Annotated in this window: 10 protein-coding genes; all 10 read right to left on the bottom strand. The window is 35.0% G+C overall.

Annotated features, from left to right (window positions below; genetic code table 11):
* Positions 1-34: 34 nt before the first annotated feature.
* The 10 genes from CLV00_RS09985 to pta all read right to left on the bottom strand — a co-directional run bounded on the left by CLV00_RS09985 (position 35) and on the right by pta (position 17,902).
* Positions 35-1,414, bottom strand: coding sequence for a M28 family peptidase (locus tag CLV00_RS09985; protein ID WP_099715055.1), 1,380 nt, complete (start codon positions 1,412-1,414; stop codon positions 35-37).
* A 238-nt stretch (positions 1,415-1,652) separates the two neighbouring features.
* A complete protein-coding gene (bglX, locus tag CLV00_RS09980) occupies positions 1,653-3,953 on the bottom strand; it encodes a beta-glucosidase BglX (protein ID WP_099716307.1) in 2,301 nt (766 codons plus the stop codon).
* Positions 3,943-4,656 carry a prolyl oligopeptidase family serine peptidase gene (locus tag CLV00_RS09975; protein WP_099715054.1) on the bottom strand — a complete coding sequence of 238 codons (714 nt, stop codon included), beginning with the start codon at positions 4,654-4,656 and terminating at the stop codon, positions 3,943-3,945. Before CLV00_RS09975 ends, bglX begins: the two co-directional genes overlap by 11 nt.
* A gap of 13 nt (positions 4,657-4,669) precedes the next feature.
* Positions 4,670-6,055 carry a glucoamylase family protein gene (locus tag CLV00_RS09970; protein ID WP_099715053.1) on the bottom strand — a complete coding sequence of 462 codons (1,386 nt, stop codon included), beginning with the start codon at positions 6,053-6,055 and terminating at the stop codon, positions 4,670-4,672.
* 73 nt (positions 6,056-6,128) lie between these two features.
* Positions 6,129-7,031 (bottom strand): LamG-like jellyroll fold domain-containing protein, encoded by a 903-nt coding sequence (locus tag CLV00_RS09965; RefSeq protein WP_099715052.1) that lies wholly within the window; start codon positions 7,029-7,031, stop codon positions 6,129-6,131.
* A 17-nt stretch (positions 7,032-7,048) separates the two neighbouring features.
* A complete protein-coding gene (locus CLV00_RS09960) occupies positions 7,049-8,503 on the bottom strand; it encodes a RagB/SusD family nutrient uptake outer membrane protein (protein WP_099715051.1) in 1,455 nt (484 codons plus the stop codon).
* Between the two features lie 4 nt (positions 8,504-8,507).
* The gene (locus CLV00_RS09955; RefSeq protein ID WP_099715050.1) at positions 8,508-11,516 is read right to left on the bottom strand and encodes a SusC/RagA family TonB-linked outer membrane protein; all 3,009 of its coding nucleotides are present in this window, start codon (positions 11,514-11,516) and stop codon (positions 8,508-8,510) included.
* A gap of 242 nt (positions 11,517-11,758) precedes the next feature.
* Positions 11,759-14,509: a histidine kinase gene (locus tag CLV00_RS09950; protein ID WP_233206882.1), complete on the bottom strand. Its 2,751-nt coding sequence runs from the start codon at positions 14,507-14,509 to the stop codon at positions 11,759-11,761.
* 98 nt (positions 14,510-14,607) lie between these two features.
* Positions 14,608-15,807: an acetate/propionate family kinase gene (locus CLV00_RS09945; protein WP_099715048.1), complete on the bottom strand. Its 1,200-nt coding sequence runs from the start codon at positions 15,805-15,807 to the stop codon at positions 14,608-14,610.
* Between the two features lies 1 nt (position 15,808).
* Positions 15,809-17,902, bottom strand: a complete 2,094-nt coding sequence (pta, locus tag CLV00_RS09940; protein WP_099715047.1) for a phosphate acetyltransferase — start codon at positions 17,900-17,902, stop codon at positions 15,809-15,811.
* Between the last annotated feature and the right edge of the window lie 27 nt (positions 17,903-17,929).

The raw sequence follows: 17,929 nt of genomic DNA, 5'->3' as shown, positions 1-17,929 counted from the left end.
AATAGCATGTAGCACCTTCACAAATTAGGGTGTTTTATTTTACAATTCCATTCTGATCTATCAAATACATCAGTGAAGCCATAGTTGCCGCTCCTAATTCTAATTCTCTTTTATTGATAGCATCAAAAGTATCATTTGCAGCATGATGGTAATCAAAATAACGTTGTGAATCTGGTTGTAATCCAGCTTTTACGATATGATTTGATTTCAATGGACCAATGTCAACACCAGAATGTCCTTTTACAAATTTATGAACTAAATACGGTTCGAATAAAGTTGCCCAACTACTGATTTTATTGAAATTTGCTTCATCAGCATCAATTGAAAAACCTCTTGGTGAAAATCCTCCTGAATCACTTTCTAAAGCAAAAATATGGTTCTCTTTGTTTTTGTTGGATTGATCTTCATATTCTTTTCCGCCGCGAACACCGTTTTCTTCATTCATGAACAATACCACACGAAGTGTATTTTTAGGTTTATATCCTATATTTTTAAAGATATTCAATACTTCCATACTTTGCACACATCCAGCGCCATCGTCATGAGATCCGTCCCCTAAATCCCAGGAATCAAGATGTCCTCCAACGACCATTATTCTATCTGGATGTTCAGAACCCGTTATTTCTCCCACAACATTATAAGACAAAACATCATCAAATGTCTGACACGATTGTTTTAAATAGAATGGAGCGTTTGGTTTTTCTTTTAAACTTTTACTTAAAAGTTCAGCCCCATTTGTACTAATAGCAGCAGCCGGAATTCGTTGTTCTTTTGAAATTTCTCCATAATTGGTTCCTCCAGTATGTGGCAAATCATCCAATCGTAAATTCATCGATCTCACAATTACGGCTAATGCACCCAGTTTTCCCGCTTCTCTTGCTCCTGATGATCTTTGGTCGACACAACTGCCGTATGCTTTGAAAGTTTCAATAAATTCAGGGTTCATAGGTCTGTTAAAAAAGATTATTTTCCCTTTTACTTTTTCTTCCCCTAATGCTGTTAATTCCTCTATACTTTTTACTTCAATTACAGTCGCTTGTACTCCTTTTTTGGGAGTGGCAACAGAGCCGCCGAGCGCGCATATTGGAAAACTGATTTTTTGATTTCCAAATTGTAAATACGCAATTTCTTTTTCGCCTCTAACCCATTTTGGAACCATCACTTCCTGAAGATATACTTTATCTAATCCAAGTGTTTCTAATTGCGCTTTGGTATACAAAACTGCTTTTTCGGCTCCGGTTGTACCCGATAATCGAGAGCCAATTTTATTGGATAAATGTTCTAGCCAAGGATAACATTTGGCATTCGTTAAGGATGATTTATAAATTTCCTTCAAGGTTTGTTCTTCTTTAGTTTGTGCAAAAAGAACAATTCCGTTAAGGAATAGTGCAACACATAAAATTAATTTTCTCATAATTTAATTCGGTGATGGTTTGAATTTTTTGGCTTCAATAGGAACGGCAATTTCGTGATTCTTAACGAATATTTGATACCACATTCAAAAAAAATCTTGAAAATTATTTTTTCTGAATTTATAAAAAACAAATAAAGCCATTAATCTTCGTGACGTTTTTATAAACACACTTTTTTATAAAAAAAAACCCTTCGATATAAATACCGAAGGGCTGATCATAAATAAACAAACCAAACATTTACTTAATCAACACAAAATCAACTTTATTGTCAGTGCTGGAATCCGTGCCTACAAAAACTTGAAAAGCACCCGGTTCAGCAATAAATTGTAAATCAGAATTATAGAATTTTAATTCTTCAACAGAAATTTCGAAAGTTACTGTTCGTTTTTCTCCTTTTTTAATGGATACTTTTTGGAATCCTTTCAATTCTTTTAAAGGTCTTGTAACCGATCCTACTAAATCTCTTATGTACAATTGAACTACTTCTTTCCCGTCAAAATTTCCAGTATTTGTAACGTCAACGCTAACCATTACTTTTTCGTTGAAGTTCATTTTATCAGATGAAATTTTCAAGTTTGAATAGCCAAAAGTGGTATAACTCAATCCAAAACCAAAAGGATATAAAGGTTCATTTCTTTCGTCAATATAATTCGATCTGAATTTTTCAAATTTCCCTTCCTTGTTTGCAAGAGGTCTTCCGGTATTTTTTTGATTGTAATAAATCGGCACTTGTCCTACGCTTCTTGGAAATGTAGCTGTTAATTTTCCGGAAGGATTTTCATTTCCAAACAAAACGTCAGCGATTGAAGCTCCTGCTTCGCTTCCTGCAAACCAAGTATTCAATATTGCTGGAACAGTTTTATGTTCCTGAACCAATACCAATGGACGGCCTGTAAACAAAACCAAAACAACTGGTTTTCCTGTTTTCAACAATGCTTGTAATAAGTCTTTTTGAGCTTGTGGAATCTCCAAATTAGTTCGACTGCTGCTTTCTCCTGACATTTCTGCTGATTCCCCTAAAGCCGCAACAATTACATCTGATTGATTGGCTATTTTCAAGGCTTCCGCCAATAATTCCTCGGTAGTTCTGCTATCACGGTGCAATGTTTTTCCGAACATAGTTGCTTTTTCTTCGAAAGCAGCATCATAATCTAAATTGCTTCCTTTGGCGTAAAGCACTTTTGTAGCATCACCGGCAACTTCTTTGATTCCTGCTATTAATGAAATGGATTTATCCATATTAGTAGCCACACTCCAAGTCCCCGCCATATTTTCTTTGGCATCAGCCAATGGTCCAATAACAGCAACTGTTCCTGATTTTTTGAGCGGAAGCAATTGATTGTTGTTTTTCAATAAAACCAAAGATTGCGCTGAAATAGCTCTAGCTTCTGCTCTGTGGTTTTTTGTAAAAACTTCTGTTTTAGCTCTTTTTTCATCACAATATTTATACGGATCATGGAACAATCCCAAATCATATTTGGCATTCAAAATAAGGCGAGCCGCATTATCAATTTGTTCGATACTCACTTTTCCTTCCTCCAATGATTTCTTCAAAGTAGTAAGGAAACCTTCACCCACCATATCCATTTCAATTCCGGCATTTAATGCCAAAGCTGATACCGTTTGTAAATCCCCCATTCCGTGTTCTATCATTTCAGGAATTCCTGTAAAATCAGTCACTACAAAACCATTGAAACCCCATTGTTTTCTCAACACATCAGTCATTAACCATTTGTTTCCGGTAGCGGGAATCCCATCAATTTCATTGAAAGACGCCATAACCGAACCAACTCCGGCATCAATAGCGGCTTTGTAAGGAGGAAAATAATCGTTGTACATTTTTATTCGGCTCATATCAACCGTGTTATAATCACGTCCTGCATCTGGCGCGCCATACAAAGCAAAATGTTTCACACATGATAAAATGGTATTGTTCTTCGACAAATCATTTTGTTGATATCCATTGACCATTGCTTTTGCAATTTGGCTTCCCAAAAATGGATCTTCACCCGAACCTTCAGAAACTCTTCCCCAGCGTGGATCACGAGAAATATCAACCATAGGCGAAAAAGTCCAGTTGATTCCATCGGCACTGGCTTCCTGGGCTGCAATTTGAGCACTTCTTTCAATCAATTTCATATCCCAAGTACAAGACAATCCCAGCGGAATAGGAAAAGTAGTTTCATATCCGTGAATCACATCCATTCCAAAAAGCAACGGAATCTTCAATCGGCTTTTTTCGACAGCAATTTTCTGTACTTCTTTTATTTTCTGAACTGATTTGATGTTGAATAAACCGCCAACTTTACCTTCTTCGATATTCTTCGCCACATTAGAACTACTGGCAGCACCAGTTGTAATATCACCAGAGGTCGGCAAATTCAATTGGCCAATTTTCTCTTCCAAAGTCATTTTCGAAAGTAACTCAGCTACGAATTCTGTTTTGGGTTTAATTTTAACTGCCTTTTTAGTTGTCTTTTTTTGGCTGTAGCCAAAAAGTGAAAAGCCAATAAGGAATATAATAAGTTTAATTTTCATTTTGTCTGTTTTTTGTTTGTTTGAACATCCAATCATAAATTTCTTGGTTGTCATATACTCTTGTCCAACTATCGTGATTTGCATCATCAAAAATCGTTAGTGCCACATTTGTATTACAGGTTTTCAATTTTTTATACATCGCAATCGAATACTCTACATTCACGACATCATCCAGTAAACCATGGAAAATCCGAGTTGGAATGGCTGCGATTTTACAATTCTCTATCATCGGAATTCTATCCACATATCCTGCAATAGGAACAAATGCAGCAAAGGTTTCAGGATGTGCAAAAACTAGATTCCAAGCGCCCCAAGCACCCATACTAAGACCTGTAAGATAAATTCTGTTGCTATCGATATTGTTCTCTTTTTGAATTTTTAAAATCAAACGATAGAGCACTTCTTCATTCCAATATTCATTCTCAGGACATTGCGGTGCCAGAACATACGCATCTAAGTCGTGACTTTTCAAATACTTGAATGGCCCATGCGCTTTTACTTTTCCGATATCGGTTCCTTTTTCACCAGAACCATGAAGAAAAATAATCAGCGGCTTTTTTTCTTTAGTATTCTTTGGAATATGCAAAGCAAAAGTTAATTCGCGTTTTTGCACGATTTCGGTTTTTATTGAACCAATTTCATCCCTTTGAGCAAGAGAAACAATGGAAAATAATAACGTGACTATTGCTAATTTACATTTCATCTAAAAGTTTATTTTAAAATCCATATTGAGTGGACGAAAAACCTAATGTTTTCAAACCCACTTTTACCTCAGGTGCCTGCATAAATAATTTCCAAATCAATCCCGTACGATGATTTTCAATCATGGGAACAATTGTACCTTGATCAATGGCTAAATAACGTGGAGTCACCCAATTATAATGAGGCGAAAAGGCATCATAAGGCCCTGCAACCCCAACTAAAGAGCTCTTTTTTTCATCATACAAATAATGCAAAAATTTCATGCTTTCCGCTGGTGTAAAGGGGAATGAAGATAAAGCTGCCGTAGGCGAAATTACTCCCGTATCATTCAACGGTTGATGTGCCGTATATCCTGTAGAACCATCGGGATTTCTGGTGTAACTAGCTGTTAATCCCCAACATTTATCGGAATAACCCGCCCATTGTTTTGGATTAGCAATACAATATTGATTGATGATTTTAGAATGGTTCTGTGTCACTGTCCAATAATTTGCATACGCATCCGTTAGTCCTCGAGGATCCATTCCCAAATAAGAATATTGTGCCCAAAACAAAGGCCCAACATTTCCTGTAGCCCCGTTATAATTAAAAATTACCGGTATTCCATATTGAGAACTTCCGTTTGCAATTGCACCGTTACGAGCCCAAGCTTGATGATACGCTGCTGCTGGAATTGGATGTGTTGGAGAAGCTGCACCCATAACATAAGTAATCAAACATTCGTTGTAACCTTCTAATTTGAAATTCATTTCCCAACCATAATTAGGAGACCAGTGCCAATACATGGCATTTTCACCTTTTGTGTACCAATCCCACTCTACACCTTTCCACAAATTATCTGCTTTGGCAGCAAGCACTTTTTCTGCGGTATTTCCGTTTTTAAAATATTCTCTAACGGTTAACAATCCTTGGCATAAAAAAGAAGTTTCAACAATATCCCCACCATTATCTTTTGTTCCAAAAGGGATTACTTTTCCTGTTGTTCCGTTTATCCAATGCGGCCATGCACCATGAAAACGTTCCGCATTTTCCAAAAAAGTCATTGCTGTTGTAAGTCGGGAAACGGCTTCGGCTCTTGGTACAAAACCTCGTTCCACACCTACAATAAGTGTCATTAAACCAAATCCTGAACCTCCAGTTGTAATAATATTAGCTTCAAAACTGGGATCTTCAGTAAGGTAACGTTCCCGTGCCAATTTTGAATTGGTTTCGGCATATTCCCAAAAATATTTGATAGCATCTTTTTGGACTTGATCCATCGCTTCCGTATCAGTTAAAGGAACTGTGGGCACTGTCGGACTCGTTGGCAATGGAGTTCCGCCACCTTTTCCTTCAGGAGATGATGAGGAACAAGAAATAAAAAGATTTAAAAAAATTAGTCCGTATAAGTACTTTTTCATTTTTATAAAATAAAAGTATTAATAATTCAAAAAACACCTAGTCTATGGAAAACTAGGTGTATAAGAGTGCTTTTTATCTGTTGTCTTTTTCTAATTTAAATAAAGCGACAACTTCATTATCAGAAAGAGCTGCATTGTATATTCTGAATTCATCCATCATACCGGTATAATTCAACATCCAACCATCCGGAGCACCCCATGGAGTACCTAAATGTTGTTGAAATCCTCCAATAATGAATTTTGAAACATTCGAATTGGCAAGATCCCCATAACCAACACCTCCGGTAAGAGGATCACTTGCATATCTCTTCGAGATTGAAGCGGGTAAATCAAGCTTTTGTCCATCAATGTACATGCTGTAAGTAGAACTAGCTCCACTATAAGTCCACACAACATGTTTCCATTTTCCAAACATATTCGTTAAAACATTTGTGCCTCCATGCTCAATAAACTGACCAGACCATGCAATACTTGGCATTACATCTTTTTGAACGTGATTTTTCACTAACATTGTTGTTGCTGGACCTGTACCTTCAATTAATGAGAAAATATTTCCCCAGAAATCAGTTGTTTTTGGCAACATAAATAATGACTGTGCTCCTCCTGTGTGTGGATTTGTATTGATCCACATAGAAACGGTAATGCTTTTTACATCGACCAAAGAACTCGCCACTGCATTGTAAGCAATAAAAGAACTTGAAGATCCTTTATAAGCCATTCCTTTGATTCCGTTTCCATAAGTTACATTTGTACCTACTCCACCAGTTATTCCATTTTTTGAATCTGCAATACTGTTCTCAAAACTAAATTTAGTAACTAAATTAGCGGCAGCAACGTCATCTGAACTTTCATACCCACCAATTGCTTCATAAGCAATTGGGGCATTAACTTTATCTATACTATCCTCGTTACAGCTCACAAAAAATGGTGAAGCTAAAACAGAAGCAAATAAGAAAATATATTTATTTTTTTTCATTTTACTGTTTTTTTAAATTAATAACCAGGATTTTGTGTTGACAATCCACCTGCTTGTGTAATGAAAGCTTGTGGCAATGGAAACAATTCATGTTTGCCTGCAACAAATGTTTTTCCATCAATAGCAAAAGCAGCTACAGCTTGTCCTGTACGAACTAAATCAAAGAATCTATCATGCTCAAATGCCATTTCTACTCTTCTTTCTTTCCAAATTGCAGTTTTTACATCGCCTTGAGAAACAGCAGTTGTGTTCCCTAATCCAGCTCTTGTTCTGATTTGGTTCAACAAAAGAATCGCAGCAGGAGTTTGATTCAATTCATTAAGTGCTTCGGCTTTCATTAATAACACCTCAGCATATCTCAAATATTTGATATTCACATCGGTTTCCCAACCATCTGTGAAAGCAGATGAATACGCTTTATAGTTGTATCTTGGATTTTCAACAGTCAATGGTACTACTCTACCATCGTATAATGTAGTTCCTGCAAAAATGATTGTTGCATTTTTTCTGACATCACCTGTTTCATAAGCATTTACTAAACTTTGAGATGGTGTGTTGAAACCCCAACCCCAACCACCGGCACCACGAGCACCTTGTGTATTAGAATATCCTGAAATTCCTTTGGCTGGCACAGAACCTGTTCCTTGGATTTCAAAGATAGATTCGGCATCATTCTCTCCTGCCAATTTATACATAGAAGCATAATCAGAAACGATAGCATATCCTGTAACCAGGTTACAGTTGTCCACTACTTTCTGCCAGTTCTTTTGGTATAAATTTATTTTTGCCAATAAAGCGTAGGCAGCTCCTTTTGAAGCTCTTCCTTTTTCAGAAGCCGCATATTCTGATTTGTTTGGCAATACCGCAATAGCATCATTCAAATCACTTTCGATATAAGCATATACTTCGTCACTTGATTTACGTGTTAATTGCATAACTCTATCTTCTTCTGAAGAAGGATTTGGTAAATGATCGATAATTGGAACACCACCATAGGTTTTCACCAAAGTAAAATACATAAAAGCTCTCAAAAACTTAGCTTCTCCCAATAATCTTGCTCGTAAAGCAGGATCTGCTTTATCTAATTGCGGGATAATACTTAATGCTTGATTGCATCTGTTAATTCCTTCGTAATTAGCTGCAAAAATCTCACTTGTAGATGGCGTTGAAGCGTTATAGGTTAAGGCATCCATTAAATCTTTATCGGAACCTGTATCTCCTGGAGACGATCCTTTGTCAGCATCATCAGAAGCAATACTTGACAACCCAATCCAAGAAAATGAAGTCATGTTCCAATCTAAAAACTTACTGTAGATTGCTGTTACAAAAGTGGCTGCTCCTGCATCATTATTGAATAATTCAATGTCTTTTGTAGAAATAGATTCTGTTTGATCCACATCTAAATAGTCGTTTGAACATCCCGAGAAAAAGTATGCGGATAGCGCAAAAATTGATATATATATCTTTTTCATTGTATTAAAATTTTAAATTAGCACCAATAACAACTGATCTTAATGTTGGGTATGCATCCAACTCAATACCTTGTGTTCCATAAGGATCTCCATTACCATTTAGTTCCGGAGAGAAACCTGAGAATTTTTGAGTGATAAATGGATTTATAGCATTTACATATATTCTGCAAGAATTTAAAAATTCTCCTTTCAAAGGAATTTTATATCCTAAAGTAATATTGTTGATTCTAAAGAAATCCCCAGATTCTAAATAGTAAGTAGATGCTACAGGAACTTGGTTAAACGGACCAGGTTTTGAAGCAGTTGTATTGTTTACTGTCCAAAAATCTGTTGCTAATGAATCTTCAATATTTTCTCCTGTAAAACGTTGTGCTTTTTTACCATTGTACACTTTAGCACCAGAAGTACCGTATCCGTCCACGGAGAAATCAAAGTTTTTATAGTTTATTCCTAAAGTAACACCATACGTTGAATTTGGTAAAATAGAACCAACGTATTTTTTATCAGCATTCGCATCTAAAGCATCTTGAGTCACTTTGGCTCCTGTTGCAGTATAGTACAACATTTTCCCATTTGTAGCATCAAAACCAGCATACTCATACATATAGAAACTACCTAATGGTTTCCCAACAGAAGTATTATCTAATAATTTTGTCCATTGTCCATTTCCTAAATCTCCACCTGTAATTGGCGCAAGCGTAGCATCTTTCAAACCTGTCAATTCATTTTTGTTGTTAGAGAAATTCCCCCCAACCCAGTAACTTAAATTATCGGTTAATTTATCGTCCCAACGCAAAGCAATCTCATATCCTTTATTAGACACTTCTCCAACATGTGCCGGTGAAGAATTACTTATACCTGAAGTTATGTAAGGTCTTGTGTTTAAAATAACATTTGTTGTTGTTTTATCATACACATCAAATGATCCTTTCAATCTGTTGTTCAATAATTCAAAATCTAAACCTGCAGACGTTTCCTCGGTAATTTCCCATGATAAACTTGGATCTACTTGAGAATTGATTGTAGTTCCTTCATTCAATATAGAACCTCCTAAATAATACGTAAGACCAGAACTATATGCTTGGTTATTAAGAGGAACATTTTGGTTTCCTAATTTACCCCAGCCTCCTCTTAATTTCAATAAGTCTATTCCTTTTGCGTTAGCCATAAACTCTTCTTTGGTGATAACCCATCCTAAACCAAAGGCCGGAAAAGTTCCCCAACGATAATCTTTACCAAAATTTGATGAACCATCACGTCTGATTGTACCTGTAAATAAGTATCGGTCCATTAATTTGTATTGGAAACGACCAAAATAAGAAGCTATTTTATTTTCATTAAAAACCTCATCTCTGTAATTAACAACCGTTCCTACATAATCAACACCTGCTAATGACCAGTAATTTGAATCTGCATTTACATTTTTTCTGGCAACAGTCAATTGTTCTCTGGCTCCTCTAACTGAAGTTTCGATACCTGCTGTTAATTCAATATCATGAATATCAGCAAAAACTTTATTGTAAGTCAGGTAATTAGATAGGTTCCAATTGAAATATTGATTTCTGCCTTTTGTCAATAAATTAATATTTTTATCCGCTGGATAAATAATACTGCTTAACTGCCCCGGATTATTGTTTGACTGCCAAATTGTTTTAGTGTCTTCGAAATTGTAATTTTTCCAAGAATAATATTCCCCGTTAAATTGTGACGTGAATTTTAATGATTTTAAAATATCATAATCTAATTTCAAACCACCTTGTAGCGTTATGCTCCTTTGCTCTTCATCAAAATAATCCAATTGTGCTACAGGATTTCCAACATTGTTAAATGAAGAACCTGAAGTGCCAGCAAAACCGTCAGCCCCAACGTAAGAAACGCCGTATTGTCCATTTGAAAAACGAACTGGAACAATTGGAGATTGTTTGTAAGCGTTTGTAAAAGCACTTAATGGTTTTGGTGTTGAATTTGCTGAACCAAAACTGAAATTTTGATTTAAAGTCAGTTTTTTAGAAATTTTGAATTCGTTATTGCTTCTAAAAGTAGTACGACTGTAATCCAATCCGTTAAGAATTGCTTTCTCTTGATAATTTCCTAAACTGAAGAAGTATTTAATATTCTCCGATGCTCCAGAAACTGAAACGTTATTTTGAGTATATGAACCTGTTCTGGTAATGGCATCAAACCAATCTGTGTTAACAGGTTGATCCTGTGAAAAAGTTGTGGTTTGTAAAGCAGAATTCGAATAATGTGAGTACTTATTACTTCCTGCCATTTTTACTTTTTTCAAAGGCGCTCTAAAACCTGCAAAACTTTCAAATTCTACAGAAACTTTGTCTCCTTTACCTTTTTTAGTTGTAATAATGATTACACCATTGGCAGCTCTGGTTCCATAAATTGCTAATGCAGATGCATCTTTCAAAATTTCGTACGAAGTAATATCATTCGTATTAACGTTATTGATATTCTCCGTAGGCATACCATCTACAATATATAAAGGAGTTCGTCCACCTAAAGCGGTACCCAAACCTCTAATAATTACTGAAGGAGTACTTCCTGGTAAGTCTGACGAAATTACCTGAACACCCGCCGCTTTACCTTGTATGGCTTGCGAAGCATTCAATACTTTAGTTTTAGATATTTCCTCTGCTTTTAATGAAGTAATTGCCGTAGTATTATCAATTTTTTTTCTGGTTCCATACCCAATGATAACCACTTCTTTTAATTCAGTGTCTTTGGATTCTTGCAATTGTATGCTCATGGGTGCAGCTGTTGCAGGAACTGATAATGCATCAAAACCTACCATGCTAATTTTTAATACCTCACCTACTTTGGCATTGATATTAAAATTACCGTCAAAATCGGTATCAGTTGAAGTTTTAGAATCAGCCGCAACTATCATGGCTCCAGGAATCCCAATTCCATCCTTATCTAATACTTTTCCCTTAATTACTTGTCCAGACATGTATGCCGGTAGTAAAATGAGTGCTAAAAAGCTAAAAATAATATTTCTCATATAATAATGATTTGTTAAAGTTAGTGGAGCCAAAGTAAATAATTACAACGTTATAGTAAGCAAAACGGCGATACTACACGAATACATCAAAACAGCAAAACAAGATCATAAATCTATGTATTACTGCCTATAAGAGCGGTTATGAGATACTACACTACATCTATATGATGTAGTAATGATGTGTTGTAATTCCGTAATAAATACACTGAAATAATATATTATCTATAAAAAATAAAGCTTATTTATACAGTTAATAAAAATTTAGAGAGATTTTCGTCCTGAACAAGGTTTAATTTCTTTCTTAAGCGGTAGCGATGAAGTTCTACACCTCTAAAAGAAATATTCATCATGGGTGCAATTTCCTTGGACGAAAGATTCATTTTTAAGTAAATACAGAGCTTAATATCCTTCGAAGTTAGGTTTGGATATTTTTTTGAAAGGTTAATTATAAATTCATTGTGAATTTGATTCAAATTTGTTTCAAACGTTTCCCATTCATGTTTGTTAACAGCATTGATTTTTATGGCTTTTTTGATTTCACTTTTTAGTTTATTAAAATCCATATCTGAATCCAGAATACTTTGAATATTCTCAATCATTTCACTTTGTTTCGCAATCGAAAGTGATTTTCCAGCAACCTCTGAAGACTTCGATTGCAATTCCAGTTCTAGAATATGTTTTTCATATTCTTGAATATTCAATTCGTTTTCGGCCTTTAATTCCATCTCCAGAATTTTCTTTTGATGTTTTAATTCTTCATCACGCAACTCCAGTTTCTGAATGTATCGCATTTTATTCCATTTGTAATACAGATACAATATGCCTCCAATCACTATCAGATATAATAAAATCATCCAAATAGAAAAATACCATGGTTTAGCCACAATAAATTGAAAGTTGGAAATTTTATCATAATTCAATCCGTCGTGAAGGTAAACCGTAATCTCATTGGAACCGCTATTTAAATTATTCAAAACAATCAAACCTTCATTTACAGGAATAAATTCTTTGGCACCATTTATTTTATAAAATAAATTAGGTCTTGTTGCTCCAAAAACACCTGATATTACATGTATGCGAAGCTCCGAATTGTATGGAATCTTTGAGTTATTTTTAACCAAATCATCATTTACAAAGGCTTCAACACTTATATTTGATGCTTTCTTGTTTGCATATTTTAATTGCAACGAGATAAAACCATCATCCAGATTCAACAGGTAATTATCTTTGTTTTTGAAAACTTTTACATTGTCATTAATGATTTTTCCCTTGTAATATTTCTCTTGAATAATAGTGCGGATGAATTTATTGTCATGCGCATAAATATGATATAAAAGCCCTTCTTGCAGTATCAGAAAGTGATTTTCATCAATAGAAACGATGTTTGATACATTTTTAAAATTAGTATTAAACAATTCATTTTCTTCTAATTGATTGGTAATTGAATTATAGGTGTACCACGATTTATTGATTAAAAACAAAATTTCATTTCTGAACTCAAATATTTTCACTCCAAAATCATTGCTTATTTTGCTGTGCTGGGTGACATTCTTGATGTTAGTTGTTTCGTATGCATCATTATACAGAATTCGATACAAACCTCTATTGTTATCGGCTGCCCATATTTCATTTTTTCGGTTTTGCGCAACATATTTGATAGGTTTCAATATTCCTTTTATAACTATCTTTTGATTCAAATCATTACTGTCATTATAAATGATTACACCGCTGTATGTTGCTTGTAAATAGGAATTATTAATGCTGCTTTTGACTAAATTCCAACCTCCGTTTATAGTACTTAATTTAGAAAACAACCCATTCTCGTATATAAAAGTGCCTTCGTTATGACCTATGAGGTATTTATTATTTATTTTACTGATGTTCCAAGCTTGCCCTTGCGTATTAGGAATTAACGATAGCACTTTGTCTTCATATTTAAAAACACCATGATTGGAAGCCATCAAATAGCCTTTTGGAGTACTTGCCACGGAATAAACGGAACCTAAAATCCCTGAATTATCATAAAAAATAGAAATAGGGGAATTAACCTCGATATGAGCAATTCCGTTGTCTAAGCCCAGCCACAAATCATTTTCTTTGTCCAGGCCGATACTCAAAATGGAATTGTTCATCAATACATTATTTCGATTGATGTTTTTATACGAGCCAGAATTCAAATCAAAAATATAAACCCCTTTATTAGCCGTTCCTATGATTAATTTATTGTTTTTAATGAACTTGGCAACGTTGATATTTGCTGCTTTCAAGATATCATTTAATGCACTTTTCCAAGTGCTGAGAATACCATTTTCTTCCACATAAACCCCATTTTTTTTAGTAAAAAAATACGTTTTGTTTTGGTGTTTTTCAATAGCATGGATGACGTTATTCTCTAAAACGGACCATCCTTCTATCTTTTCAAACTTGGAATTCTTCATTTTATAAATTCCTTTTTCTACCGAAGCAACCAATAGTTCATTACCAACCGGAAAGCAATAGGAAACCAGAAAATCAAATTTACTTTCTTTAATTACTTTTCCGTCAAACTGGAAAAGCCCATTAAAAGACTGAAAGTAGATTTTATTATTGAATTTAAATATCTTCCAAATTTCTTCATTATCACTGTCGTCAAAAACTTTAGTTTTATTGGAGTTGGAAATAGAAACATAATGCATCTTACCTTCTTTTCGGAACCAATACCCAAATTCTTTATAAGAACCGGTATAAATGCGGTCACCGTCAACCATTACGGAGCGAATGATTGTTTTGTTTGGCAAGCTGTTTTTCTCCCACTTTACGCCGTCATACCGCAATAAATAATAATTATTGGCAAAATACATGGCGTTATCATTTCCTTGTGCAACACTCCAAATCTGATTATCACCTTGATAATTTGATTTGCTGTAATTCTCTACAAAAGGGAGTAATTCCTGTGAATAAAGTTGGAATGAGATAAAATAGAGTAGGATTATTGATGTAATTCTTGCTTTCAAAATGTGGTATTTTATATCCAAATATAATTAGATTTATCAAATAAAAGGCATAAAAAAAGCCTCTGCTTACAGAAGCTTTTTTTGAGTTGGTCATTTTCTTAATTCGTCAGTAATTCATATACCTGATTGGCAATTTCAATTTCTTCATTGGTAGGAATGACTAATATTTTAGTCTTTGAATCTGGTGTGTTTATTTCTCTAATTTCTTTCGAACGGATTTCATTTTTGGATGCATCCAATGCTATTCCGAAATAATCCATATCCGTACACACTAATTTTCGGATGTACGAAGAATTTTCCCCAATTCCAGCCGTAAAAATAATGGCATCGAGCCCATTTAAAACAGCCGTATACGAGCCAATATATTTCTTTATTCGATAGGCATTCATCGCTAAAGCCAATTGACAATCCGCATTTCCGTTCTCTGCATTGGCTTCAATATCCCTCAAATCACTGTAACCGGTTAGCCCCAACATTCCACTTTGTTTTTGCAACATCGTATTTACCGCTTCAAGCGAATAACCCAACGTATTTACCAGATAAAAAATCACAGATTGATCCACATCTCCGCTTCGGGTTCCCATAATTAATCCGTTCATTGGACCAAAACCCAACGTATGATCAATACTTTTTCCGTCTTTTACAGCGGTCATACTGCAACCGTTTCCTAAATGTATCGTGATAATTTTAGAACCTATATTCTGAGAATTTTGCTTCAAATAATGAATCGCATTTTCCGAAACGTATTTGTGACTCGTTCCATGAAAACCGTAAACGCGTATTTTATTTTCCGTCAAAAGGTAATTTGGTACCGCATATTTGTGCGCTACAACAGGAATCGTTTGATGGAATGCCGTGTCAAAAACAGCCACTTGCTGTGCTGAGCTAAAAATTTCTTCGGCAACATTTATTCCTTCTAAATTTGCAGGATTATGCAAAGGTGCCAAATCAAAAAGCTGTCTGATTTTATCTTTTACTTCATTGGTAATAACTACCGTATTAGAAAAAGCGCTTCCGCCATGCACCACACGATGCCCAACAGCTTCTATTTCATCCGTACTTTTAATCACCCCTACTTTTTCATCCATCAGTAATTTGGCAATTTTTTCTAAACCAATTTTATGGTTTGCAATAGGTAACGTTTCTTCTAATTTAGTCGTATACGTTACATACGTTAGGTTTGAAGTTTCGAGTCCTATTCTATCAATCATCCCTGAACAAATAACTTCATTTGCCGGCATGTTAATCAATTGGTATTTTATGGAGGAACTTCCTGAGTTTATAATTACTATTTTCATTTTATAATCCTTGTGCTTGAATCGCCGTAATCACGACTGTATTTATAATATCATCTACCGTACAACCACGGCTTAAATCATTTACCGGTTTGTTCAATCCTTGTAACATCGGACCAATTGCTAATGCACCAGTCTCTCTTTGCACAGCTTTATAGGTATTATTTCCTGTATTTAAATCCGGAAAAATTAGAACGCTGGCTTGCCCTGCCACTTCTGAATTTGGCATTTTACTTTTTCCAACAGCCATGTCAACGGCTGCATCGTATTGAATAGGGCCTTCAATTTTTAAATCGGGACGTTTTCTTCTCACTATTTCAGTTGCCGCTCTTACTTTATCTACTTCATCTCCTTTTCCTGATGAACCAGATGAATACGAAAGCATGGCAATTTTTGGTTCAATACCAAAAGCCAAACTTGAATCGGCAGAGGAAATGGCAATTTCTGCTAATTGTTCCGCAGTAGGATTTGGATTAATGGCACAATCTCCAAAAACAGAAACTCTGTCCTCTAAACACATGAAAAATATCGACGAAACCACAGAGGAATTGGGTTTGGTTTTAATGAATTGCAAAGCAGGCAAAATAGTATGTTGTGTGGTATGTGCCGCTCCGGAAACCATTCCGTCCGCATGCCCTTTATACACCATCATGGTTCCAAAATACGAGACATCTTCCATTAAATCCTTAGCCATTCCTATGGTTACATTTTTTGCTTTACGCAACTCATAATACGTATTTACATAATCATCATAATGCTCGGATTCTATCGGATTAATGATTCTTATTTTAGAAAAATCGAAAGGAAGTCCCAACTCCGCCACTTTATTTTCAATTTGTTTTTTGTTGCCAATAATCGAAATATCAACCACATCCATCGTCAATAATTGTGAGGCTGCAATAATGATTCGTTCGTCATTTCCTTCCGGTAAAACAATGTGTTTCCTATGTTGTCTGGCTCTTTTTACTAAATTATATTGAAACATTTTTGGTGTCATTCCTTCCGCTTCAAAAGTGATTAGCTTTTCAGCCAAGTTGTCTAAGTCGACATATTTTTCGAAAGTAGTGATAGAAATTTCAATCTTCTGCTTGTTGTTTGCGTAAATTTTGGATTTAATGGAACCTATTTTATTGGTAATATAATACGTTCCTTCTTCTACCGCAATAATTGGAACAATGGTAGAGAGTCCTTCTATCAATTTCAAAATACTAATTTCAGGCAAGATATTTCCTGTCAAAACAATTCCCGAAATGGTCGGATAATTTACGGATTCATTGGCCTGCAATGCTCCTAGAATAATGTCTGCTCGGTCTCCGGGCGTAATCACCAGACTATTCTCTTTCAAATGCAACAAATAATTGCACAATTGCATGGCCCCTACACTAAAATTTCCAGTTTGATTGTTCAAGTGTGCCGATCCAAATAAAACTTTGGCATCCAACTCATTTACTATTTCCTGTACGGTTGGGTTATTCAATTTATGAATCAAAGGAATAGAATTCACCAATATACTTTTGGGTAAACTTTTCTTTAGACCGTTAGTAACCAATTCAATATTCTCTGGCTGCACTTTATTGGCGATTACAGCCAAAACCTCAACATCTTTGACTTTAAAAGAATCGTAAGCTAAGTAAAGACTATCTATCAATTCCTCTAATGTTTTACCCACTCCGGAGCCCACTATAATAGTTGGAATACCCAAATTTTTGGCAATCAGAACATTCATATCTAATTCGATAACAGTTCCTTCCCCTGTAAAACTGGTTCCTTCAACCAAGACAAAATCGAAACGCTCTTCTAATTTCTTGTATTTTTCAATAATCAAATCGAGAACCTCACCTATTTTTCCTTTGTTCTTCTTTTTGATTAATTTACTTTTTGTAATGGCATACGCATCTTCAAATTCAATATCCATCCCAAAATGACCAATCACGGTTTCAATGTGATTGTCAAATCCTCCTTCTTCAAAATCTTCCACTATGGGTCTAAAATAACCTACTTTGGCCATCTTACCAATAAGCATGCTCATCAATCCCAACGTAATAATCGACTTCCCACTATTTTGTTCGCTTGTTGCAATGTATATGGCCTTGTTCATTTTTTTATTTTTTAATTTAATTCTAAA

It is taken from the genome of Flavobacterium sp. 11 (assembly GCF_002754315.1).
Taxonomy (GTDB): domain Bacteria; phylum Bacteroidota; class Bacteroidia; order Flavobacteriales; family Flavobacteriaceae; genus Flavobacterium; species Flavobacterium algoritolerans.
This window is presented reverse-complemented; position numbering and strand designations above follow the sequence as displayed.

What these genes read in the sequence shown, in the direction of transcription:
- CLV00_RS09985 (WP_099715055.1), bottom strand. Translation starts at nt 1,414, where the DNA reads ATGAGAAAATTAATTTTATGTGTTGCACTATTCCTTAACGGAATTGTT.
- bglX (WP_099716307.1), bottom strand. Translation starts at nt 3,953, where the DNA reads ATGAAAATTAAACTTATTATATTCCTTATTGGCTTTTCACTTTTTGGC.
- CLV00_RS09975 (WP_099715054.1), bottom strand. Translation starts at nt 4,656, where the DNA reads ATGAAATGTAAATTAGCAATAGTCACGTTATTATTTTCCATTGTTTCT.
- CLV00_RS09970 (WP_099715053.1), bottom strand. Translation starts at nt 6,055, where the DNA reads ATGAAAAAGTACTTATACGGACTAATTTTTTTAAATCTTTTTATTTCT.
- CLV00_RS09965 (WP_099715052.1), bottom strand. Translation starts at nt 7,031, where the DNA reads ATGAAAAAAAATAAATATATTTTCTTATTTGCTTCTGTTTTAGCTTCA.
- CLV00_RS09960 (WP_099715051.1), bottom strand. Translation starts at nt 8,503, where the DNA reads ATGAAAAAGATATATATATCAATTTTTGCGCTATCCGCATACTTTTTC.
- CLV00_RS09955 (WP_099715050.1), bottom strand. Translation starts at nt 11,516, where the DNA reads ATGAGAAATATTATTTTTAGCTTTTTAGCACTCATTTTACTACCGGCA.
- CLV00_RS09945 (WP_099715048.1), bottom strand. Translation starts at nt 15,807, where the DNA reads ATGAAAATAGTAATTATAAACTCAGGAAGTTCCTCCATAAAATACCAA.
- pta (WP_099715047.1), bottom strand. Translation starts at nt 17,902, where the DNA reads ATGAACAAGGCCATATACATTGCAACAAGCGAACAAAATAGTGGGAAG.